We start from the raw sequence: 22408 nt of genomic DNA on the forward strand, positions 1-22408 counted from the left end.
ACGGCTGCCGTTGCGTCTGGCCCTGCAACAGAGTCGCATGGGCAGTGCCTGCATGCTAGCCTCCCGCGCGAATTTCGGCCCTGCCGCCATTAAGAGCCAATGCTGCCAACTACCTCCACAACACACCAGTCTGATGCCGAGAGCGGCATTGGCTGGCCGTTGCGTGGGCTGGCCTATGCCCTGGCTGGCACCATGCTGGGCATTGCCGCCATGCTGGCGACCCCGCCACTCCTCTCAGGGGCGATGGACATTGCCTGGTTGCCAGGCGCACCACCGTTCCATGCAGACGTGGCCGCAGTTGCCGTCCTGGCGAGCCTTGCATTGCTGACGCGCGATACCGCCGGCGCCCTGTCGCGCCTGCTGGCCCTGGCGCTCGCCTGCCTCAGCATTGTCAGCCTGTTTTCCTTTATCACTCATCCCGAGCTGCGGCTGGCTGCCGAGGCTTCCGCTCCACTGTCGTTCAGCGCCTTGTGGTCTGGCCATATGGGGCCCGTGGTCGGGATCGGCGCCCTGCTGACGGCGGCACGCCTGTATGTCTCGGTCTCGAAACGCGCCACGATCGGCAATGTGCCGCTCGGCTGGTCGGTTGCCATGACCCTCGTGGCACTCTCGATCACCCTTGCCATTGGGGCACTGGATATCCTGCCGCAGGCAGAGAGCTGGACCATTCATGCCGCGGCCCTGCCCGATGGTGCCGTTATCCTGCTGCTGATGGGGGCGGCCTGTGCCGCCCGCACTTTCCATGCGTCACCTTCGATTGCACCGATCCAACTGCTGGCCGGGCAGAGCGTCGTACTGATCGGCGGGATCATTGCATCCTTCATCCTCTGGCAGGCCAATGTCGCCAGCACGTCGCTGCCGCTGGTGCCGGCCCTCTCCTTTACTGCCTGCCTGGTGGCGACCTACATGATTGCCGGGCTGATCGCGCTGGCGGTGCGCGTGATGATCCAGCAACGCGCCATGGCTGAAGCACGTGCAGCACTGCAGGCGAGCAATGATCTGTTCGAGGCCGCCGCCCGCAGCAGCCGCCTCGGTATCTGGGACTGGGATTTACAGACCGGCGATCTCTTGATCGTTGCCAACTACCTGCAGGACAGCAACGACCGCAGCCTGCTGGCATCACGCACCACCATTGCCGCCTTTACCGAGCTGATGCATCCCGACGACCAGGGCATGGTCATGCAACGCGTCAACACGGCCCTGCGCCAACACAAGCCCTATGAAGCAGAGTTCCGCATCCGGCGCGACAATGGCGTTTATATCTGGGTTCTGGCACGCGCTGAGGCAACCCGGGACGAGGCCGGCAAACCGGTGCGCATGATCGGCAGCCTGGAAGATGTGGACCAGATCCGCCGCCAGATGAATGAACTGGAATTGCAGCGCCAGACGCTGGAGGAGCAGTCGGTCAAGTTGGCTGAAACGGCGCAGGCACTGGCATTAGCCAGGGATGCCGCCGAAACCGCCCATAAGGCCAAGTCGAGTTTCCTCGCCATGATGAGCCATGAAATCCGCACGCCAATGAATGGCGTGCTGGGCATGCTCAGCCTGATCCAGCGCAGCGAGATCGAGCCGGCGCTGAAGCGATATGCTGAAGTTGCGCATCAATCAGCACGGGATCTGCTCGGCCTGATCGACGACATCCTCGATGTTTCCAAGCTTGAAGCCGGCAAGCTGCATATCGAGGCAATTGATTTCGACCTGCGGCCTTCGATTGACAGCGTGGTTGCCCTGCTGACGCCACGCGCCAGGGAAAACGGCAACCAGTTGATCCTAGACATCGCCGAAAGCGTGCCCGAGCATGTGATCGGCGATCCACTTCGTTTACGCCAGATTCTGACCAACCTGGTCGGCAACGCCGTCAAATTCACTGAAAAAGGCACAGTGACGCTCACCATCACGGCCACACCGCTGCAGAATGGCGACTTCATGCTGCATTGCGCCATCCGCGACACCGGGATCGGTATTGCGCCCGAACAGCAGCTGACCCTGTTTGAACCCTTCACCCAGGCCGACATCTCGATGACCCGCCGGTATGGCGGCACTGGCCTTGGCCTGACCATCTGCAAGCATCTGGTGCATCTGATGGGCGGCGAGATTGGCGTGATCAGCGCACCGGGTGAAGGCTCAACCTTCTGGTTCACCGTGCGCTGCCGCGAGGATGTGGAACTGACGGCCAAACTGGGTCTGCAGGAGCCGAAGCCGCAACCGGCACCCCAGGCTCCAACGGCGGCCAATGACGCCTCCACCCTGCTGCCGCCACGCCCGATCGAGGCCGATATTGCCGATCTGGTGCAGCAGTTCGACCGTCTTGCAGGGCGCAAACCGCAGGGCGGCGGTAGTACAGGCGGCGGTGTTACGGGGCATTAACCAGCCCGACTGCAGAATCGCCTCGATCAAGTGTCGATGTGCGAGGCTAGGATATGCTGCCGATCCACCCAGGCGTTCTGCTTGAACGGGCCATCATCGCCCGCGGCACCGATCCCGACCATTTTCAGCGCGAAGCCCATATTCCGCGCAAGCTGCTCCGCCTGGTCCTGTCGGGTGAACGGCCGATCTCTGCCGGCCTGGCCATGCGGCTGGGTCGGATTTTCGGCACTTCCCCCTGGGTCTGGATTGCGTTTCAGGAGCGGTTTGATAAATCATTCTGAATGAGCAACAGCCCCGTTCCCCCTCTGCCGCAATTTCCGGCCTCGCGGCCCCGCCGGCTGCGCCGGTCCGACTGGACCCGTCGCCTGGTTGCCGAAAACAACCTCAGCGCCAATGACCTGATCTGGCCGATCTTCGTGCATGACGCGAAGGCTAATGCTGCGATCCCCTCAATGCCGGGGGTTGAGCGCCTGACCATCGACAATGCCGTGCTTGCTGCGAAGGAAGCCGAGGCATTGGGCATTCCCGCCATCGCGCTGTTCCCGGCCACCGATCCGAAGCTGAAGACCGATGATGGCCGCGAGGCCCTCAATCCTGACAACACGGTCTGCCGCACGGTACGCGCCGTGAAGAGTGCTACGAAGAATCTGGGCATCCTGTGCGATGTCGCGCTCGATCCCTATACCAGCCACGGTCATGACGGTCTGCTTAAGGACGGCGAAATCCTCAACGATGAAACGGTTGAGTTGCTGGTACAGCAGGCTTTGGTGCAGGTGCGCGCCGGCTGCGACATTACCGCGCCGTCCGATATGATGGATGGCCGTATCGGCGCGATCCGCAAGGCCTTCGAGCGTGAAGGTTTCCGCAATGCCCAGCTGATGGCCTATGCGGCGAAATACGCCTCGGCTTTCTATGGCCCGTTCCGTGATGCCGTCGGCTCATCCGTCAATCTCGGGCTGGGCGACAAGCGGACCTACCAGATGAACCCGGCCAATGGCGATGAAGCCCTGCGTGAAGTGGCGCTGGATATCGCCGAGGGCGCCGACATGGTGATGGTCAAGCCGGGCATGCCATATCTGGATATCTGCTGGCGCGTGAAGGACACCTTTGGCCTGCCGACCTTCGCCTACCAGGTATCGGGGGAATACGCGATGCTGGCCGGGGCGGCCGAACGCGGCTGGCTCGATCGCGCAAAGGTGGCCTGGGAAAGCCTTTTGTCGTTCAAGCGCGCCGGCTGCGATGGCGTGCTGACGTACTTTGCGCGCGACATTGCCCGCATGATCGCCGAAGGGAAACAGCCGTAACCGGCTGTACCCTCGGCTTTCACATCAATCAGAACTTCTTGGCCGTCTTGGTGGCTTCCAGGCGGGCGATCAGGCTGGACGTATCCCAGCGGTTGCCGCCCATCTGCTGCACTTCGGCATAGAACTGGTCGACCAGCGCCGCCACCGGCAGGCTGGCGCCATTGCGACGCGCTTCGGCCAGGCAGATGCTGAGATCCTTGCGCATCCAGTCGACGGCGAAGCCGTAATCGAACTTGCCCTCGATCATGGTCTTGTGGCGGTTGTCCATCTGCCATGAACCGGCGGCACCCTTGGAGATCACCTCGACGGCCTTCGTCAGGTCCAGTCCCGAGGCACGACCGAAAGCCAGCGCTTCCGCCAGGCCCTGTACCAGGCCGGCGATGCAGATCTGGTTCATCATCTTGGTCAACTGGCCGCTGCCGGTCGGCCCCATCAGGTTCTGCATCTTGGCGTAGGCCTGGATCACCGGCTTGACCTTCTCATAGATCGCCGCATCGCCACCGCACATGATGGTCAGCTGGCCGTTCTCGGCGCCGGCCTGCCCGCCAGAGACGGGCGCATCGATGAAGCCCTGCCCACTGGCCTTGGCTTTCTCGCCGATCTCGCGGGCCACATCGGCCGAGGCCGTCGTGTGATCGACGAAGACTGCGCCCTTGGCCAGACCGGCCAGGATGCCCGTATCGCCATAGGTGACCGAGCGCAGGTCGTCGTCGTTACCGACGCAGGCCATCACGAATTCAGCGCCTGCGGCAGCCGCCTTCGGGTTTGCAGCCTTCTGCCCCTTGTGCTGGGCGACCCATTTGTCGGCCTTCTCTGCGGAGCGGTTCCAGACCGACACAGTATGGCCAGCCTTAACCAAATGCCCGGCCATCGGGTAGCCCATGACCCCCAGACCAATAAATGCAACCTTCGCCATCATTTCCCCCAAAATCAAAGAATAACAAGCGGTTATGGTTAACTGCGCGCGGCGGATGCAGTTTGCACTATGCCGCTGGGACAGGCAATTGCCGCATTAACGCACTCTTGGCGATTGATCAATGGCATCAAACAATTACTGCTTGCAGATCAGGCAAAATTAAGGTAAATAGAATGTAGAGTTACTTTATCTGGCGTGGGAGAAACCCATCATGCCGCTCGACACCATCGGCAATTATGCCGCGTCGGGCAGCAGCGGTGCGAGTGCCCGCAATGCTGTCCGAGTAAGTAGCAACTCCCCTTCCACTGCAACCGCTGATGTTGCAGTCCCAGCCGTGCGCGATGAAAAGCCCGCTCGTGAAGAGGTGGCTGTTTCATCTCCATCCGCAAATGTTGCTGTGTATGTCAGCCCCTTCATCCGGCTCGACATCACATCGCGGCTCGCCATCGTCGAAATTCGCAACAGCGAGACCGGCGAGGTGCAGCAGCAGTACCCGAGCCCGCGTGCAGTGCGTGAGTATACGCAAAACCTGCCCGAAGACTCGGACCTGCGCGCAGGCACACAATCGGAGAACAGCGACACGTCGCAGCAGCCACGCGTTATCGGCAGTGCCGCTGACAACGCAGCTCAGGCTGCCCAGACCCCGCCTGGTCTGCAAACACCAACCGCGCCTGCGGCCCCGGCTACGCCGGCAAGCCCTCAGGCCGCGGCAGCAGCTGCGGCCGCTTTCGGCAGCTTGCAGAGTGTTCCGTCTGGCGGCAAGCAGCTCGCGATCGCCTGAGTTCAACTGACTGGCGGCTATGAACTGAACCTGCGCCTCTCGCGGGCAATTGCAGAATTGCTTTGCCCGGGCATCATTTCAATCCTGCAAATCATTATCGAATCTGCTAAGCCTGCTGCTGTGTTTTGGCGAGCAGGACTTTATGCGCTGGGTTGTCAGATTAGTCGTCGCTTTGATTGTTCTTGTTGGCCTTGCCGGCAGCGCCATCTACATTCTTGCTCGGCTGTCGTTGCCTGCAATCGACGGTGAAATCAAAGTCGCTCAGACATTGGCCGGCCCCGTCGACATCCTGCGCGATCGCCATGCCATTCCCCACATCCGCGCCAACAGCCGCAACGACGCGGCCTTCGGTCTTGGATATGCCCATGCCCAGGACCGCCTGTGGCAAATGGAAATCCAGCGCCGCGTTGCTGCCGGCCGATTGGCAGAGCTGTTTGGCACCCCAGCGCTGAATACCGACAAATTCCTGCGTACGCTTGGCATCCGCCGCAAGGCTGTAACCGCGTTTGCGGCCCTGCAGCCGGCCACACAGGACACCCTGCAGGCCTATGCCGATGGTGTGAACGCCTTCCTTGCCAACAATAGCGGCCCGCTGCCGCCGGAATTCATTGCATTCGACGTCAAACCGGAGCCCTGGACGCCGGCCGACTCCCTGGGCTGGCTCAAGATGATGGCTTGGGATTTGAGTGGAAACTGGGGCAGCGAACTCGCGAGACTGGGTTTATCCCGCCGTCTCAGCAAACAGCAGATCGAGGAGTTCTACCCGCCCTATCCGGGTGACGGACCCGTGGCACTGGCAGATATCGGAGATCTGTATCGGGAAGTTGCAGCTACGCTTGATATCGAGCGGTTGCAGAAAATCCTGCCGCCTGAGCGGCCCGAAGGCATCGGATCGAACAACTGGGTCATCCATGGCAAGAGGACAGTGACCGGGCAGCCCCTGCTCGCCAACGATCCGCATCTGGGCCTCACATCCCCTGCGATCTGGTATTTCGCGCATCTGATGACACCTGTCGGTGCCTCTATTGGTGCAACCCTGCCCGGCGTGCCGGGTATCGTGCTGGGCCATAATGGCCGCGTGGCATGGGGCTTCACCAATACGGGCCCTGACACGCAGGATCTCTATATTGAAAGGATCGACCCGAACGATCCTGGCCGCTATCTCACACCCGATGGTTCGGCTGCCTTTGTGACGCGGCAGGAAGTGATCAAACTGCGCGGGGGCAGCGATATCGTGCTGACCGTGCGCGAAACCCGCCATGGCCCGGTGATTTCTGATGTGCATGACCGCGCCCAGCGCCTGATCGAACCCGGCTATGTGCTGGCCTTTGCCTGGACGGCCCTGCGCGACGACGACACGACCGCAGACTCGCTGCTTGGCCTCGACAGCGTCACCGACTGGAAGAGCTTCAACGAGAATCTGCGCCGCTTTGTGACGCCACAACAAAACATCGTCTATGCCGATCGCGAGGGGAATATCGGGTTCGTGGCACCAGGCCTGATTCCGATCCGTCGCCCCGACAACGATCTTAAAGGTCTCTCGCCTGCACCTGGCTGGGATGCCCGGTATGACTGGACCGGCTTCATCCCGTTCGACCAGCTCCCGCGCAGCTACAACCCACCCCAGGGCATGCTGGTCACCGCAAACCACAAAATTGTGCCCGACAACTATCCGTTTTTCATCACGTCGGAATGGGCCGAGCCCTATCGCGCACGCCGCATCGAGAATCTGCTAAAAGAACGCAATGTTCATTCCGTTGAAAGCTTCAAACAGCTGCAAGGCGACACGCTGTCTCTGATGGCGACAGATATCCTGCCGCTGATGCTGGCGGTACCGCCCAAAACAGCCCCGCGCAATGCCGAAGTGCCGGGCAGTCATGCAATGCTGGCGACCTGGGACGGCAACATGACGATCAACCGCCCGGAACCGCTGATCTTCCAGGCCTGGTATCGCGAATTGAGCCGGCTGGTGCTTGCCGACGAGCTGGGCGAAGCCTTCCAACCACTATGGCGTTTCCGCCCCGTGCTGATGAAGAACATCCTGTCGAATCGCGATGGTCAGGCCCGCTGGTGCGCCAATGTGGCGACCGGGGCCGCAACCACCTGCGCCGACCTGATTGCCGAGTCCCTGGATCGTGCCCTTGACGATCTGAAGACCCGCTTTGGGTCGGATCTGGCCCGCTGGCGCTGGGGCGATGCTCATGCGACCCGGGCACCGCATCGGCCGTTTAGTAACATTCCTGTGTTACGCCGCCTGTTCGAGGTCAGCGTGCCCACGCCGGGCGACGCCTTCACCATCAATGTAGGCCGGAGCGACATGGGCAACGAGGCCGACCCGTTCGGCAATCATCATGCCGCCTCCCTGCGGGCCATCTACGATCTGGCCGACCTAAACCGCTCGCAATTCATGCATTCGACCGGCCAGTCCGGTCATGTCCTGTCACCGCATTACCGGGATTTTGCCGCCCCCTGGGCAGCCGTCGATTATATCCCCATGTCGATGCGGCCGGCCGATTTTGAGGCTGGGGCCATGGGCCGCCTGCGTCTGACCGCCCGTCAGTAAGCGCTAAAAGGGGCCTCTGTCCGGCAATCCGGCATAAACCATTACCCCTTTTCAATATTCTATTTACCCCCCGCATACGATAAGAAAGGTTGGGTTGCGTGCCTGGGCAGATTCGCGTCCGCGAAATCGGCTGGGTGCGGCATGGAGAGTCAAGATGCTGATTATTATCGGCTCCATTGTCGGTTTGGGCTGCGTGCTCGGTGGCTATGTTGCCATGGGCGGTAAACTCGCCGTGCTGTGGCAGCCGTTCGAGCTTGTCATCATCGGCGGCGCCGGCGTCGGCGCTTTTATCGTCGGCAACCCGAAGCCGGTGCTGAAATCCGGCCTGAACGGCTTCAAGACCGCCTTCAAGGGCCCGAAATACACCAAGGACGATTACCTTGAACTGCTGTCGATGATGTACAGCGTGTTCAAACTCGCCAAGAGCAAGGGCATGCTGGCCCTGGAACAGCACATCGAAAAACCGGAAGAGAGCAAACTCTTCACCCAGTTTCCCAAATTCATGGGCGACCACCATGCCATGGATTTCATATGCGACTATCTGCGCCTGATGACATTGGGCAGCGAGAACCCGCATGAGATGGAATCGCTGATGGACATGGAACTGGAAGTCCATCACCAGGAAGATCACCTTGCCCAATCGGCGATCAATGCTTTCGGTGAAAGCTTCCCCGCGCTCGGTATCGTTGCCGCCGTGCTCGGCGTTATCAAGACCATGGGCTCGATCAGCGAACCGCCCGAAGTGCTCGGAAAGCTGATCGGCGGCGCGCTGGTCGGCACCTTCCTCGGCATTCTCATGTCCTATGGCATCGTTTCGCCGATTGCCGCGGCCTGCAAGGCCACAATGGAACACGACAGCAAATACCTGATGTGCATGAAAGCCGGCCTGCTCGCGCATTTGCAGGGCTATGCCCCGGCGGTTTCGGTGGAGTTTGCACGCAAATCGCTGATGTCGAATGTGCGGCCGAGCTTCTACGAAGTTGAAGAAGCGACCAGCAAAGTGCAGTCGGTTTGACGATCGCGGAGCGCTGAGCGATGGCCGGTCTCGATGGCGAACGCCCTATCATCGTCAAGAAGATCAAGAAGGGCGTCCATTCTGCGCATGGCGGCGCCTGGAAGGTGGCTTACGCGGATTTCGTGACCGCGATGATGGCCTTCTTCCTGCTGCTGTGGCTGCTCAACGTTACCACCGACGAGCAAAAGAAGGGCGTTGCCGACTATTTCTCGCCTGCTTCGGTCAGCCGCAGCCTGTCAGGTGCCGGCGGTGTGATGGGTGGCCGCACCATCCTGGAAGACGGCGGCAAGATTTCCAGTTTTGGCCTACCTTCGATGGTGATTGGTCCCTCCGCTGAAAAAAGCGATCAGCCGGATCAGCCGCAATACGACCAGCGCTATCCTGACTCGCGCCAGCCGCCGCCGGCGGCGGGCACCCAGGGCGATCGTTTCCCGGACCCGGCCGAGGCCGCTCAGCGCGGTGCAGGCCAGCAGGCCCAGGAAGGCCAGGGCGGCGGCCAGGAGCAGGTTCTCGACCTGCAGCAGATCGATGCGCAGGCTGCACGCGAACGCGTGGCACAGGCCGAAGCGGAAAACTTCCGCGAGGTTGAGGCCCAGATCCGTCAGGCGATCCAGGAAAACCCGCAACTGGCAGAACTGTCGAAGCAGATCGTGTTCGACAACACGCCGGAGGGATTCCGCATCCAGCTGGTCGACGAGGAGCAGTCATCCATGTTCCCGTCCGGCAGTGCTGGCATGAGCGAGAAGACCCGACGCCTGATGCAGCAAGTGGCACAGGCGGTCTCAAAACTGCCGAACAAGCTGGCGATCAGCGGCAACACCGACGCGCAGCCTTTCCGCGGCCAGGGCGCGTATTCGAATTGGGAACTCTCCGCCGATCGTGCCAATGCGGCGCGGCGGGCGATGATCGAAGCCGGCGTGCCAACCGAACGTATCCGCCAGGTCACCGGCAATGCCGACCAGGATCCGCTGATCAAGGACAACCCGCTGGATGCCCGCAATCGCCGCATCGCCATCCTACTGCTCAGCGATGTACCGAAGCCCGGCACCAACACGGCCGGCGGAGCTGGTGGCGGCTCAGGCAGCAGCGGCGGTTTCCAGCCCGGTGTCATCCGGCCTGGTGCCCTGCGCAACCCGCCGCCGCCGCCGCCGCCGCCGCCTGGCCTTGGCGGCCCAGGGTCGAACAGCCAGATCCGCATCATGCCCAGCCGGTAAGATCGCGTGACAGAACACCCCTCGTCCTCTGAGTTGATCCCCACCGCGGTACCGGTGATCGATCCCTTCTCCAACCCGGCCCGTTTCGAGGGCCTGCTGTGGCGGCGGGCTTTTGCATATCTGGTCGACCTGATCGTGCTGCTGGGTTTGCTGTTCCTCTACAAGATCGCCCTGGTCGTGCTCACCGTCGCCACCTTCGGCTTGCTCACACCCCTCCTGATCCTGATCGCCGCCGCCATCCCGGTGGCCTACCACACCCTCACCATCGGCAGCACGGCAGCTGCCACCCTGGGTATGCGTCTGTTCGGCCTTGAGGTGCGGGTCTGGAGTGGCGGCAAACCGGGCTATATTCAGGCCCTGCTGCACACTGCCGTGTTTTATGTGACGACCAGCTTCACCGGTGGCCTGATCCTGCTCTGGCCCCTGTTCAGCAACCGGCGGCGCTGCCTGCACGATCTGCTGTGCGGCACCATGGTCGTGCGCCGGGCGTGACAATAAAAGCGCAGAATACCCCCTCCCCAAGCCGGTCAATTACGCTAATCTGTTTTCGACTCTTGAGTGGATGGACTGCGACGTGAAACATCGGCTGCAGATACCTTTGCGGCACTTCTTCGCCACGCCACCCACACCGTGCCCCTATCTGCCGGGCCGGCTGGAACGCAAAGTGGTGACGCTGCTTGCCGGTGACGACCCGGATGGGCTGCATAACGCGCTCAGCCAGGCTGGCTTTCGCCGCAGCCAGGATTTGGCCTATCGGCCTGCTTGCGAAAACTGCAATGCCTGTGTGCCGGTGCGCGTGCCGGCTGCCGAGTTTGAGCCCAATCATGCCCAACGCCGCATCCTGCGTCGCAATGCCGGCGTACTGGCCCGTCGCCTGCCCGCCTATGCCACCCGCGAGCATTACCAGGTGTTCCGCCGCTATGTGACCGCGCGCCACGACGGTGGTGGCATGGCAGACATGGAATTTGCCGATTATCGCGCCATGGTCGAGGATAGCCCGGTACGCAGCGGGCTGACCGAGTTCCGCAATGCCGATGGCCGGCTGTTCGGGGTCTGCCTGATTGACGAAATGAGCGACGGCGTGTCGCTGGTCTACAGCTATTTCGACCCCGATTTCGAGGGCCGCAGCCCGGGCAGCTTTGTCATCCTCTGGCATATCCAGAATGCCTGCGATCTGGGTCTGCCCTATGTCTACCTCGGCTACTGGATCGCTGAGAGCCGGAAAATGGCCTATAAGAGCCGTTTCCGCCCCTTGGAAGCCCTGACCCAGGAGGGCTGGCGGCGCCTGCGCCCACAAGCCGAACCAGAGCCCCAACCGGCCCTCGCCGTACCCACTTTGGTCTGACTCCCAGTTTCTTGCCTCGGGCACTGAGCAGGGGTATTTTCCCCGACCGTATGCGGATTCTCCGTGTACACCACGTTGTTGCGCCCATTCCCAGACCGGAATACCGGCCACCAATCCCTAGGGAGAAAAAACCATGCTTCGTCGTAAATTCCTTGCAGGCGCTGCAGTCGCAGGCGCCGGCAGCATCGGTGCTGCTGCAAGCTTCCCGACCCCGGCGCTCGCCCAGAGCCAGCCTGAAATCAAATGGCGTATCGCATCGAGCTTCCCGAAGAGCCTCGACACCATCTATGGCGGCGCGGAAGTCATTGCCAAGCGCGTGGCTGAGCTGACCGACAACAAGTTCCAGATCCGCGTCTTTGCCGCAGGCGAAATCGTGCCCGGCCTGCAGGTTCTCGATGCTGTCCAGGCCGGTACTGTCGAAGCCGGTCACACCGTCAGCTACTACTATGTCGGCAAGGATCCGACCTTTGCCTTCGACGCCTGCATGCCCTTCGGTCTGAACGTGCGCCAGCAGAATTCCTGGATGCGCACCGGCGGCGGCATGGAACTGATGCGCGAGTTCTTCAAGGACTACAACATCGTTCAGTTCCCGGCCGGCAACACCGGCACGCAGATGGGCGGCTGGTTCCGCAAGGAAATCAAGACCGTTGAAGACCTGAAGGGCTTGAAGTTCCGCATCGCCGGCATTGCTGGGCAGATCCTGACCAAGCTGGGCGTGGTGCCCCAGCAGATTGCTGGCGGCGATATCTATCCGGCGCTGGAAAAGGGCACCATCGACGCGGCCGAATGGGTCGGGCCTTATGACGATGAGAAGCTCGGCTTCAACAAGGTCGCCAAGTACTACTACTACCCGGGTTGGTGGGAAGGTGGCCCCCAGGTTTCGCTGATGATCAATCAGCAGCAGTGGGCAAGCCTGCCGCCGGCTTATCAGGCAGCGATCGAAGCTGCCTGCGCTGACTCCACGCTGACCATGCTGGCGAAGTATGACTCGCAGAATCCGGTTGCCCTGCGCAAGTTGGTTGCCAGCGGCACGCAGCTGCGCCCGTTCCCGCGCCCGGTGATGGAAGCCTGCTTCGATGCAGCCAATCAGGTTTACGCCGAAGTCGCGGCAGCAAACCCGAAGTTCAAGAAGGTCTACGAGCCCTGGCTGAAGTATCGCGACGAACAGCTGCTGTGGTTCCGCGTTGCGGAAGGCACCTTCGACAACTTCATGTCGGCTGCCAGCCAGCGTAAGCCGGCCGCGAAGAAGGGCTAATAGGCCGTTTAAAGAGTTTCTGTATACGTCTTATTGAAAAGCCCCGCTCCGTCGGGGCTTTTCTTTATCGGTCGTTGTTCTGATTAACCTGATCCCGTAATCTCCCCCCATCGTCTGACGCAGCGCGAGTCTGCAAGGACGGTCGGTAATCGGGCCGAAAGTGTCCGGCCCGTCAAACAGGGAGAAGATAAAAATGCAACGACGCAAATTCCTCAAAGGCGCCGCCTTGGCGGGTGCCGGCAGCATCGGTGTTGCCGCAAGCTTCCCGATGCCCGCGGTGGCGCAGAGCCAGCCGGAAATCCGCTGGCGCATGGCTTCGAGCTTCCCCAAGAGCCTCGATACCATCTATGGCGCCGGTGAAGTGGTCGCCAACCGTGTGAATGCGGCCACCGGCGGCAAGTTCCAGATCCGCGTTTTCGCCGGTGGCGAAATCGTCCCCGGTCTGCAGGTGCTCGATGCCGTCCAGGCCGGTACCGTGGAGTGCGGCCACACGGCGAACTATTACTATGTCGGCAAGGATCCGACCTTCGCCTTCGATACCGCCATCCCGTTCGGCCTCAACGCCCGCCAGCAGAATGCATGGATGCATCATGGCGGCGGTCGCGCCCTGATGAACGAGTTCTTCAAGGACTATAACTGCCATGCGATCCCCGCGGGCAACACCGGCGCGCAGATGGGCGGCTGGTTCCGCAAGGAAATCAAGACCACCGATGACCTGAATGGTCTGAAGTTCCGCATCGGCGGTTTCGCCGGTCAGGTGCTGACCAAGCTGGGCGTGGTGCCGCAGCAGATTGCTGGTGGCGACATCTACCCGGCCCTGGAAAAGGGCACCATCGACGCGGCCGAATGGGTCGGGCCGTATGACGATGAGAAGCTCGGCTTCAACAAGGTCGCCAAGTACTACTACTATCCGGGCTGGTGGGAAGGTGGTCCGCAGCTCTCGGTCATGGTGAACATCGAGCAGTGGAACAAGCTGCCGAAGGAATACCAGGCTATTCTCGAAGCGGCCTGCGCCGATGCGAATGTCTGGATGGTGGCGAAGTACGATGCCCAGAACCCGGCTGCCCTGCGCAAGCTGATCGCTGGCGGCACGCAGTTGCGTGCCTTCCCGCGCCCGGTGATGGAAGCCTGCTTCAACGCGGCGGTTGAACTCTATGACGACACCTCGGCGAAAAACCCGAAATTCAAAAAGGTGTTCGACAACTGGGTGAAGTTCCGTGACGAGCAGGTGTCGTGGTTCCGTGTCTCGGAAAACACCTTCGACAACTTCATGATCGCGGCATCGCAGAAAAAGCGGGCCGCACCGGCGAAAAAAGGCTGATCGCGGTATTCCCGCATCACGGAAAAGGGCCCCGCTTGCGGGGCCCTTCTTTTTTGCCCACCGGCATTGGCGGAACATTCCGCTAACCTGGGGAGGTTACCAAGGCTTAAGTCTTGCGCAACTATTTGTATGCAATATTGCTGGCGCACCTCGGAGTTGTATCGCACTATGCGGGCAGGCAGGCAGTTCCGACGGATGCCAGAAAGGGCCGTCAGTTCAGGGTCATGTGGTCCAGTGTCGTCAAGCGCGCAGCGAAAAAGCCGTCGGAACCCGACCTGGCTCCGACCCCGCGCGACCGCGAGCGGGTCGACGGCATCATCAACCGCATTTCCGAAGAGACCTTGCTGGTCTTCGACCTGCTCAAAGACGGCATGGTCAAAGAGGCATCCTTCAAGACTGTCGAAGAAAGCATCACCCGGCATTGCATCCTCTCGACCTTCGAGCAGGTCCGTGTCGATGCGTTTCGCGATGCCGCTGGCCTGGCGCGGCAGCAGTCGCGCAAATTTGCCGAAGCCGCGCTCGAAATGGCCGAACCCCAACAGCGCCAGTTCGTGCTTTCTGTAGCGCAGGCCTTCGAGCGTTTTGCCAAGCAATTACAAACTATTGAACAGAAAGCCATCGCTGAGCGTCAGCGCCGCGACAAGCAGGATTAACGGTGGGGATGCAGCCCTTGAAAATATGTTTCATGGGCGCAAAAATTCTATAAATCTAGCCGGCAGACAGGCCGAATTGGTGGGGACAAGGCATGGTATTCGGGTCGATATTCGGTGCGGGCTCGCGCGCATTTTCATATGAAATCTACGTGCAGGTGGATGGCCGTTGGCGCCTCGACAAACGTCTTGAAGGCGAAGCCAGCAACACCCAGCATGCCAATGAACAATTGGAAAAGAATGCCATCGCGCAGGCCAACGCCCTGCTGAATATGGGCGACTTCCAGGCCGTGAAAGTGCTGCGCTCACGCGAGCGTTCGGATGGTTTCGGCACGCAGTCGGAAATCTTCAACAAGGTTGCCACTGCACGGCCCAAGACAATGACAACGCGCCCCTTCAAGGGCCCGTATCCGGCGCTGGAAACGATTCATGATTTCAGCCGTCGCCCCTCACTCAAGGGCATCAGCGCCGTCTTCCGTGAATTCCTCGATAAGCAGAACGCTACGGCAATCGAGTTGCTGCATTCGCCGCAGCATCAGCGCAAGCTGAACGACATGAGCAGCTTCCTGCGCGCCGGCATCTACGCTCTCGCCGGCGCACAGACCCAGCCCGGATTGCCAGGCCAGGCTGAACGCAGCAAGAAGCTGGAAGCCCTGTTCGACAAGCTGATTGCGCACACGCGCAACCTGCTGGCCGAGAAAAACCTGCCTGCCTTCGAAGGCAACGATTTCGCCCGCCTGTATGAGCGGCTGGCGAATAAATATCAGGGCGACGACCTGCGCTTCCTGTTTTTCTTCCAGACGTCAAAGGTCACGCAGTCGCTGTCCAGCTATGCCGGGCGCCTGGATATTGCGCTGACCGACATGATCGACCGGCCAATGAATGGCACCAGCGAACTGCTGGATGAAATCTCGGCCGCCTGCCTTGATTCAACCACGCTGATCCAGGACATCCTCGGTTCGCGCGCCAGCCTGTCCGATGCTCTCATCGCCTTGGCCGATCTGTCCGCCGGCAAACTGGAAATGCCGGCAAAGCCCGACCCGATCCTTGAGAAGCTCAATCGTATGCTTGGCGAAAATCGCCTGCCCTACTGCGCTGAAACGCTGTGGGAGCGCATCCTGTCCAATCTCAATTCCAAGGCTCTCCTCAGCAAGAGCGAGCCGAAGAAAGAATGGCAGATGACGCGAAGCCTGAGCCACAAGCTCTCTTCGGTGGCACCGGAATCCTACAAAGAAGCCATCGACCATGCGGGCCGCATGCGCATGGAGCGCGTGCGCAACATGGAAGGCTAGAGCGAAGCCTTAATCCTGCGGCGGCAGCTGGGCACCGGTTAAGTCGGCACCATTCAGGTCGGTGTTGACCATCTTGGCATCGGTCAGGTTGGCATTGACCAGTCGTGCCCGATTCAGCTTGGCATCGATCAGGTTCGCCCCTTTAAGCAACGCATCGGAAAAATCGGCATCCGAGGCATCTGCAGCCGCGAGGCTGGCCGACCAATAACGGCCAATCGGCTTGCCGTCAGGCCCGCGCAGCGGCACCTGCCCCAGCTGGGCGCGCTGCAGGATTGCCTTCTGCAGGATGGCACGAGCGAGATTCACGCCATTGGCCAAGGCACCAATCATGTTGGCGCCGGTCAGATCGGCTTCTGACAGATCGGTCATCACCAATGTGGTGTTCTGCAGCTTGGCGCCGGCCAGCTTGGCACCTTTCAGGTTGGCGCCGCTGAGATCTTTGTTCGACAGGTCGATACGTTCCATGTTCAGACCGGCCAGATCGGCACGCGTACCTTCGCGGCCATCGGTCTTGATCCACTTCTCGTGCTCCTGAAGGATGCCGGCAACGGTATCGCCAAAGCTCGAGACATCGACGAAAAGCTCGGCGCCAGTGAAATTCGCCGAGTCCATATCGACATCTTCCAGGATTGCCCCCTTCAGGTCGGCACCCTGGAAATCGGCACCGTCGATCAGCGCCAGAGACATATCGACGCCGCGCAGGCAGGCGCCCTTGAAATCGGCGCCGGCCAGATTGGCCTTACGCAGCGATACCTTGGTCAGGTTGGCGCGCGACAGGTTGGCCCCGGCCAGGTTAACGCCGTTCATGTTCGAACCGGTCAGGTTCGAGCCACGCAGATTGGCTTCCGCCAGGTCGGCACCGCCGGTATTGGCCTTGGGTTTCTTGCCCTGGGAATCAGGCCCGCCGAAACCGACCCCGTTATCGGAGGCCTGCATCAGGGCACCGCCCCGGAAATCGACCCCCATCAGGCGGGCGCCAGCCAGGGTCGCCCCACGCATCGAGGCACCCCGCAGGTCGGCCTTGGTCAGGTCGGCCTTGGAAAGGTCGGCCCGTTCCAGATTGGCAGCAAAAAGGTCGGCTTCCGAAAGATTGGTCTCGACCAGCACGGCGCGCGACATATTAGCGCCGGACATCTTGGCGGCGCGCAGGTCGGCGCCGCTGAAATCATACCCCTGCAGATCGGCAAGCGAGAGATTGAGGCGGGCACCACGGGGACGCTTCATCAGCCACTCACGGTGGCGAGCCAGCATCCGTTCAACTTCCATGGGGTTCATACTGCCCCTCTGCCCCCTGTTTTCATCACTTTGAGCAGCCTATTTCTTCGGCCGCATGAAATCTTCAACGATTTTAATGTTTTTATCCAGTTCCGCAATCTTTCCGGTCAGTTCTGCAATTTTTCCCCGCAGGCTCTGAATCCCCCCTGCAGCCCCCTGCGCGGCCTCTTTGGCATTCCGCAGGTCGGTTTGCAGCTGCTGCGACGGCCCCTTGGCGTTGCGCAACTTCGCCTGGATATCGAGGATCTGCTTGTCGAGTTCCGGCCGCTTCTTGGCCAGACTGGCCATATCGGCCTCCAGCTTGGCCTTATCCTCCTGATGCTTGCGGATTTGCTCCCGCATCTGAGTAATCGCGTCGCTCACCCTACTCTCCCCACTGGTTCGGCTACCGCCCGGCTCCCCGGACAAGTGGCGCAGCCTTCATAGACTGAGGCTTATGTCGCGCCAAGCTGTCCGAAAGGCGTACCCGCAGGTACCGTAACCCACCCCAGATCCAGGGCGGGCACCGATTCAACCACGGCCAACGAAGGGCATTTTGGTCGCCATTACTGTCATGAACAGCACATTGGCATCCAGCGGCAGGCTGGCCATGTGCACCACGGCATTGGCCACATGCTCGACATCCATGCGCGGCTCCACCCGTGTCGACCCGTCGGGCTGCAGCACGCCATTCTTCATCCGTTCGGTCATGTCGGTGGCAGCGTTGCCTATATCAATCTGGCCAACGGCAATATCATAGGCACGGCCATCCAGCGAGCTGGCCTTGGTCAGGCCGCTGATCGCATGCTTGGTCGAGGTGTAGGGCGCAGAGAACGGTCGCGGCGCATAGGCCGAGATCGAACCATTGTTGATGATGCGCCCGCCACGCGGCGTCTGGTCCTTCATGATGCGGAAGGCTTCCTGGGTGCAGAGGAACGGACCGGTCAGATTGACATCGACCACAGCCTTCCACTGCTCATACGACAGATCCTCCAGCGGCATGGCCGGCGTGCCCATGCCGGCATTATTAAACAGCACATCGAGGCGGCCGAAGGCCTGCTTGGTTTTCGCAAACAGCGCCTTCACCTGCGCATGGTCACCCACATCGGTCGCCACAGCCACGGCGCGCACGCCATGCTTCTCGGCGTCACGGGCGGTGGCCTCCAAAGCCTCCAGTCGGCGACCAGCCAAAACCACATTGTACCCGGCACGGGCCAGTGCCACGGCCGAAGCCTTGCCGATACCCGTGCCTGCGCCAGTAATCAGGGCGACTTTGCTGCTGCTCATGACTGAATTTCCTCCGGCTTTTCAAAACACTAAATAATGCTGATAGGATGATAAATTGCTAGCCTCGCAAGCCTGTCCGATCAAATCTTGGTCGGTTTCAGCGGAAGCCATAGAGCCCGCGAGCGGCGTATAGGTCATAGACTGCCCGGCCATAGGCGGGATCTACGCCGAGCTTAACAAAAGCCGTTTCAGACCGTTCCCCGGCCTGAAGCGTGTCAGCGGCAACCTGAATTTCATGACCCAAATTCAGATAAACCCTAGCCATGCCCGCCTGTTCAACCATCAGCAAAGCAGCCACAGCCAAGACTGCGACGCGCAAAGAGGGGCGGCCCAGCCATTGCAGGACAAGCGGTTGGTGCATCGCGGTTAGGATGATGCCGGCATGGACCAGCGCGCTCCAGAGGGCGTACCGGCCCACCGCGCCCATATGTTCACTCAGCTCTGGACGCCCGATGGCGGCCAACAGGATCGAGCCAAGCCCAAACAGCATCAGGGCAGCAGCCAGAGCATCGACAGGTGAAAACTGGGATCGCAAAACCACCGCAAGACAAAACAATGCCACCAGGATCACGATCAATCCAACAATCTGCCCCTCCACACCGACCTTCAGAACCCAGGGCGCGCCAAAGGCGTTGAGCAGTGCTTGCAGCAGCTGGCCCGCATCAAGTGATATCTGTGGCGAACCAGGCACTATTTCCGGCAAATACAAAGCCGCTGCAATTGCTGCCCCTAGCATGAAGGGAGTGACGGCAAACATCGAACGACTGCGCAGGACCGCAACTCCTGCTGCGATCAACAATGCCAGCGCTCCATTCAGGAGACACAGGCTGCTGCTTAGCGCAGCCATTGCCGCCAGCCATGCCGCAGGCTGCAATGGCCGTGCAGGCTCCACTCTGGCTGCAAGCGCAAATGCAGATACGGCAAAGATGGCCGTCATCGGGTAATTGAAGCCGTTATTGAGAATGATGCTTTCCAGCAGGAAGGCGCGAAACAGTGCAATCGCAAGCAATGCACAGCCCAGCGGTAGCCAGGGAGATTTCGGCAAACTCCTGATCATCTGCAGTGCTGCGATCAGAAAAACACCAATCCAGGCGATCAAGCCCAGAGCAGAAAATATCTGTACATGCCCGCCGGTGACCGCAAGGTCAGCGACCAACAACAGCCGTGGCAGAATGATTTGGTGCTGGTTATGAAGCTGCAAAAGCCAGGACCATGACAATCCGTCAGCAACATAACCATGCGTGATGTTGAGAGTATCGAAAACCGGCACAGGCGCAGCGGCCAACACAGCCAACGTGGAAAAACTGACGAACTGTAAGCCAGCGACAACAAGAAGAATGCGATGACTAAGGGGCAAGACCGTGAGTACCTGCAATAAAGAACCTTGCATGACCAAGGCCGATTGAACACTGCTCTGCCGCATGAAGCTTGCGCCTTCATTCGGTCGACAGGATGGCTATTACAGCCATCCTGTCAAAGCCGGTCTACGGGTTTTTGGTATTTACGACATTATTGGTGCCTGCACGGGCCAGTCGACCATGCATCAACAGAACAATGCATAAACAGTGATCAGGCTCAGTCTTGTCGTCTCAACGGTACCAAAGCGTCGGCAGATAGAGCGTCAGGGTCGGGATCGCCGAGATCAGTACCAGTACCGCAAGCAGCGGCACCAGGAACGGCAACACCGCCATCACGGTCCGGTCAAACGACATCTTGGCGACCCGTGACAGCACGAACAGCACCATGCCCACCGGAGGTGTCAGTAATCCGATCATCAGATTGAGCACCATGATGACACCGAACTGGACAGGATCGATACCCACCTTGGTGATAGCCGGCATCAACACCGGCACCAGGATCGAGATCGCCGCGATCGTTTCCATGAAGCAGCCGATCACCAGCAAGATCACATTGATGATCAGCAGCAGCAGCAGCGGATCGGTGGTGATCGCCAGCAGGGCCTCGGAAACGGTTTCGGTGACCTTGGTGGTCGTCAACACCCAGCCGAACAGGGAAGCCGCCCCGACGATGATCAGCACGCTGGCCGTGGTTTCGATCGTCTCCAGCGAAATCCGGTAGAACTGCCTCCAGCTCAGCGTCTTATACAGCAGCAGCCCCAGAAACAGGGCCCAGGCGCAGGCCGCAATCGCGGCCTCCGTGGGGGTGAAAACGCCGGCCGACATGCCGCCGATGATAATGGCGGGTGTCAGCAGAGCGGGAATGGCACGCAGGAACGTGCGGCCCAGAACACCCCAGCGGAAGACCTGGTCACGGCCGATGCCGTTGCGGTGTGCATACCAGGTGACATAGGCCATCATGGCCGCGGCCATCAGCAGGCCAGGAATGAAGCCTGCCGCAAACAGCTGGCCGATCGACACATTGGCCATGACGCCGAAAATCACCATCGGCAGCGACGGCGGAATGATCGGGCCGATCGTCGAAGATGCCGCCGTGATGCCCACGGCGAATTCATCATCGTAGCCGTGATCGCGCATCGCCTTGATCTCGATCGTGCCGAGCCCCCCGGCATCGGCGACCGCCGTGCCTGACATGCCTGCGAAAATGACTGAGCCAACAACATTCACATGGCCAAGGCCACCGCGCAGCCAGCCAACACCGGCGGTGGCGAAATCATAGATTCGGTTGGTGATTCCAGCTGTATTCATCAGATTGCCGGCCAGAATAAAGAATGGCACTGCGATCAGCGGGAAGGAATCAACCCCGCCGGCCATACGATGCAAGGTGACGAAATCCGGCATCGTCGAGAAGAAATGCGTATAAGTCAGCGATGCGCCACCCAACGCGATGAAAATCGGCACGCCGACAAGAAGCAGCAAAAAGAAGACACCAAAAAGGGCAGTCATACTGCGAGGCCTTTCAATCGATGATCAGGTCAACTTTATTGGGATCGGGCTGCCAACGCCGGCGCGCATTCGCCAGCAGCACACCCAGACTGCGGTACAACATGAGGAAGCAGCCACAGGCGACCCCCGCATAGACGACGCTCATGGGCACATCGACCACCATCATTGTCTGAATCTGCATTCGCTCGGTGATCTGCACGGCAAACCAGCAGAGCAACGCGACAAATCCAACCGTGATGATATCGATGACAAAACGCAGTACCCTGACCGGTCCTGCTGGCAGGAAGTGCAGCAGCACCTCGACACCGATATGCGTACCCCGGCGCACGGCAATGGCGCCGCCGACAAAGGTGACCCAGATCAGCAGATAGCGGGCAATCTCCTCGGTCCATGCCATCGAATCATTCAGCACGTAACGCGTGAAAAACTGCAGGAACACCACCCCGGACAACGCCCAGAAAATGATGAAGGCGATGACGTCCTCGATATAAGGCTTGATCACGTAGTCCGGGTCTTCGGCGGCAATCAATGGCGCGCCATCATCGGGCTGTTTCAAATGGTCTGATTGTGTCACGGGCAACTCCTGTTACGGCATGGTTTGGCAGGCGCGACCCGAAGTCGCGCCTGCCATCCCGTTTACTTGAGTGCCTGCAGGGCGTCGTATTCCGCCTTGCTCCAGCCGGCGCCAGAACCGGCATCGTTGTGCAGCGGCATCGCCGCCTGGCGGAAGGCTTCACGATCCACTTCCACAACCGTCTTGCCCAGCTTGCGGAATTCATCCGCCAGCTTCTGCTCGGATGTGCGGATCTGCTCGCTGGCACGCGACGCAGCCTCCAGCAGCACCTCCTGGAAGACCTTCTTCTCGGCGTCGTTCAGCTTGTTCCAGACATGCCCACCCACATTGACGACCAGCGATTCCGTAATATGGCCCGTCAGCATGATATGGCTCTGCACTTCATAGAACTTCTTGGCCATGATGG

20 protein-coding genes and 1 pseudogene are annotated in these 22408 nt (G+C 60.4%); 13 read left to right on the top strand and 8 right to left on the bottom strand.

Annotated features, from left to right (window positions below):
* Positions 1 to 99 precede the first annotated feature (99 nt).
* The 3 genes from AAG821_RS04725 to hemB are packed head-to-tail and all read left to right on the top strand — an operon-like array spanning position 100 to position 3671.
* Positions 100 to 2367: an ATP-binding protein gene (locus AAG821_RS04725; protein WP_341910428.1), complete on the top strand. Its 2268-nt coding sequence runs from the start codon at positions 100 to 102 to the stop codon at positions 2365 to 2367.
* 53 nt (positions 2368 to 2420) lie between these two features.
* Positions 2421 to 2648, top strand: a complete 228-nt coding sequence (locus AAG821_RS04730; RefSeq protein ID WP_341910427.1) for an addiction module antidote protein, HigA family — start codon at positions 2421 to 2423, stop codon at positions 2646 to 2648.
* Positions 2649 to 3671, top strand: a complete 1023-nt coding sequence (gene hemB / locus AAG821_RS04735) for a porphobilinogen synthase (RefSeq protein ID WP_341910426.1) — start codon at positions 2649 to 2651, stop codon at positions 3669 to 3671.
* 28 nt (positions 3672 to 3699) lie between these two features.
* Here the strand turns inward: hemB and AAG821_RS04740 are convergent, their stop codons facing one another.
* Positions 3700 to 4587 carry an NAD(P)-dependent oxidoreductase gene (locus AAG821_RS04740; RefSeq protein ID WP_341910425.1) on the bottom strand — a complete coding sequence of 296 codons (888 nt, stop codon included), beginning with the start codon at positions 4585 to 4587 and terminating at the stop codon, positions 3700 to 3702.
* A 211-nt stretch (positions 4588 to 4798) separates the two neighbouring features.
* Between AAG821_RS04740 and AAG821_RS04745 the strand changes: the two genes are divergently transcribed.
* The 10 genes from AAG821_RS04745 to AAG821_RS04790 all read left to right on the top strand — a co-directional run bounded on the left by AAG821_RS04745 (position 4799) and on the right by AAG821_RS04790 (position 16023).
* Positions 4799 to 5368 carry a hypothetical protein gene (locus AAG821_RS04745; RefSeq protein ID WP_341910424.1) on the top strand — a complete coding sequence of 190 codons (570 nt, stop codon included), beginning with the start codon at positions 4799 to 4801 and terminating at the stop codon, positions 5366 to 5368.
* Positions 5369 to 5417: 49 nt separating this feature from the next.
* Positions 5418 to 7931 carry a penicillin acylase family protein gene (locus AAG821_RS04750; protein WP_341910423.1) on the top strand — a complete coding sequence of 838 codons (2514 nt, stop codon included), beginning with the start codon at positions 5418 to 5420 and terminating at the stop codon, positions 7929 to 7931.
* 154 nt (positions 7932 to 8085) lie between these two features.
* The gene (gene motA / locus AAG821_RS04755; protein ID WP_341910422.1) at positions 8086 to 8946 is read left to right on the top strand and encodes a flagellar motor stator protein MotA; all 861 of its coding nucleotides are present in this window, start codon (positions 8086 to 8088) and stop codon (positions 8944 to 8946) included.
* A 20-nt stretch (positions 8947 to 8966) separates the two neighbouring features.
* Positions 8967 to 10160 carry a flagellar motor protein MotB gene (locus AAG821_RS04760; RefSeq protein ID WP_341910421.1) on the top strand — a complete coding sequence of 398 codons (1194 nt, stop codon included), beginning with the start codon at positions 8967 to 8969 and terminating at the stop codon, positions 10158 to 10160.
* 6 nt (positions 10161 to 10166) lie between these two features.
* The gene (locus tag AAG821_RS04765; RefSeq protein ID WP_341910420.1) at positions 10167 to 10652 is read left to right on the top strand and encodes an RDD family protein; all 486 of its coding nucleotides are present in this window, start codon (positions 10167 to 10169) and stop codon (positions 10650 to 10652) included.
* An 82-nt stretch (positions 10653 to 10734) separates the two neighbouring features.
* Positions 10735 to 11505 (top strand): arginyltransferase, encoded by a 771-nt coding sequence (locus tag AAG821_RS04770; RefSeq protein WP_341910419.1) that lies wholly within the window; start codon positions 10735 to 10737, stop codon positions 11503 to 11505.
* A gap of 133 nt (positions 11506 to 11638) precedes the next feature.
* Entirely contained in the window at positions 11639 to 12760 is a 1122-nt protein-coding gene (locus AAG821_RS04775) for a TRAP transporter substrate-binding protein (protein WP_341910418.1), read from the top strand.
* A 193-nt stretch (positions 12761 to 12953) separates the two neighbouring features.
* Positions 12954 to 14081, top strand: a complete 1128-nt coding sequence (locus AAG821_RS04780) for a TRAP transporter substrate-binding protein (RefSeq protein ID WP_341910417.1) — start codon at positions 12954 to 12956, stop codon at positions 14079 to 14081.
* A gap of 113 nt (positions 14082 to 14194) precedes the next feature.
* On the top strand, positions 14195 to 14734 hold the full coding sequence (locus AAG821_RS04785) for a hypothetical protein (RefSeq protein ID WP_341910416.1): 540 nt from the start codon (positions 14195 to 14197) through the stop codon (positions 14732 to 14734).
* A gap of 92 nt (positions 14735 to 14826) precedes the next feature.
* A complete protein-coding gene (locus AAG821_RS04790) occupies positions 14827 to 16023 on the top strand; it encodes a hypothetical protein (RefSeq protein WP_341910415.1) in 1197 nt (398 codons plus the stop codon).
* 9 nt (positions 16024 to 16032) lie between these two features.
* Here AAG821_RS04790 and AAG821_RS04795 read toward each other — a convergent pair whose 3' ends face one another.
* The 7 genes and pseudogenes from AAG821_RS04795 to AAG821_RS04825 form a co-directional block, all read right to left on the bottom strand.
* On the bottom strand, positions 16033 to 17247 hold the full coding sequence (locus AAG821_RS04795; protein WP_341898789.1) for a pentapeptide repeat-containing protein: 1215 nt from the start codon (positions 17245 to 17247) through the stop codon (positions 16033 to 16035).
* A gap of 90 nt (positions 17248 to 17337) precedes the next feature.
* Entirely contained in the window at positions 17338 to 17661 is a 324-nt protein-coding gene (locus tag AAG821_RS04800; RefSeq protein ID WP_341910414.1) for a hypothetical protein, read from the bottom strand.
* 147 nt (positions 17662 to 17808) lie between these two features.
* Positions 17809 to 18564, bottom strand: coding sequence for an SDR family oxidoreductase (locus AAG821_RS04805; RefSeq protein ID WP_341910413.1), 756 nt, complete (start codon positions 18562 to 18564; stop codon positions 17809 to 17811).
* 97 nt (positions 18565 to 18661) lie between these two features.
* The gene (locus tag AAG821_RS04810; protein ID WP_341910412.1) at positions 18662 to 19987 is read right to left on the bottom strand and encodes a hypothetical protein; all 1326 of its coding nucleotides are present in this window, start codon (positions 19985 to 19987) and stop codon (positions 18662 to 18664) included.
* 166 nt (positions 19988 to 20153) lie between these two features.
* Complete coding sequence (locus AAG821_RS04815; RefSeq protein WP_341910411.1) at positions 20154 to 21428, bottom strand: TRAP transporter large permease; 1275 nt, start codon at positions 21426 to 21428, stop codon at positions 20154 to 20156.
* 13 nt (positions 21429 to 21441) lie between these two features.
* Positions 21442 to 21957, bottom strand: coding sequence for a TRAP transporter small permease (locus AAG821_RS04820; RefSeq protein ID WP_341910410.1), 516 nt, complete (start codon positions 21955 to 21957; stop codon positions 21442 to 21444).
* Between the two features lie 107 nt (positions 21958 to 22064).
* Positions 22065 to 22408 (bottom strand): annotated as a pseudogene (locus tag AAG821_RS04825) (ABC transporter substrate-binding protein); the annotation flags it as partial.

The organism is Ferrovibrio terrae (genome assembly GCF_943372915.1).
GTDB lineage: Bacteria > Pseudomonadota > Alphaproteobacteria > Ferrovibrionales > Ferrovibrionaceae > Ferrovibrio > Ferrovibrio terrae_A.

Coding starts and splice junctions, on each gene's coding strand:
- AAG821_RS04725 (WP_341910428.1), top strand. CDS start 100: ATGCTGCCAACTACCTCCACAACACACCAGTCTGATGCCGAGAGCGGC.
- AAG821_RS04730 (WP_341910427.1), top strand. CDS start 2,421: ATGCTGCCGATCCACCCAGGCGTTCTGCTTGAACGGGCCATCATCGCC.
- hemB (WP_341910426.1), top strand. CDS start 2,649: ATGAGCAACAGCCCCGTTCCCCCTCTGCCGCAATTTCCGGCCTCGCGG.
- AAG821_RS04740 (WP_341910425.1), bottom strand. CDS start 4,587: ATGGCGAAGGTTGCATTTATTGGTCTGGGGGTCATGGGCTACCCGATG.
- AAG821_RS04745 (WP_341910424.1), top strand. CDS start 4,799: ATGCCGCTCGACACCATCGGCAATTATGCCGCGTCGGGCAGCAGCGGT.
- motA (WP_341910422.1), top strand. CDS start 8,086: ATGCTGATTATTATCGGCTCCATTGTCGGTTTGGGCTGCGTGCTCGGT.
- AAG821_RS04760 (WP_341910421.1), top strand. CDS start 8,967: ATGGCCGGTCTCGATGGCGAACGCCCTATCATCGTCAAGAAGATCAAG.
- AAG821_RS04775 (WP_341910418.1), top strand. CDS start 11,639: ATGCTTCGTCGTAAATTCCTTGCAGGCGCTGCAGTCGCAGGCGCCGGC.
- AAG821_RS04780 (WP_341910417.1), top strand. CDS start 12,954: ATGCAACGACGCAAATTCCTCAAAGGCGCCGCCTTGGCGGGTGCCGGC.
- AAG821_RS04790 (WP_341910415.1), top strand. CDS start 14,827: ATGGTATTCGGGTCGATATTCGGTGCGGGCTCGCGCGCATTTTCATAT.
- AAG821_RS04795 (WP_341898789.1), bottom strand. CDS start 17,247: ATGAAGCGTCCCCGTGGTGCCCGCCTCAATCTCTCGCTTGCCGATCTG.
- AAG821_RS04805 (WP_341910413.1), bottom strand. CDS start 18,564: ATGAGCAGCAGCAAAGTCGCCCTGATTACTGGCGCAGGCACGGGTATC.
- AAG821_RS04810 (WP_341910412.1), bottom strand. CDS start 19,987: ATGCGGCAGAGCAGTGTTCAATCGGCCTTGGTCATGCAAGGTTCTTTA.
- AAG821_RS04815 (WP_341910411.1), bottom strand. CDS start 21,428: ATGACTGCCCTTTTTGGTGTCTTCTTTTTGCTGCTTCTTGTCGGCGTG.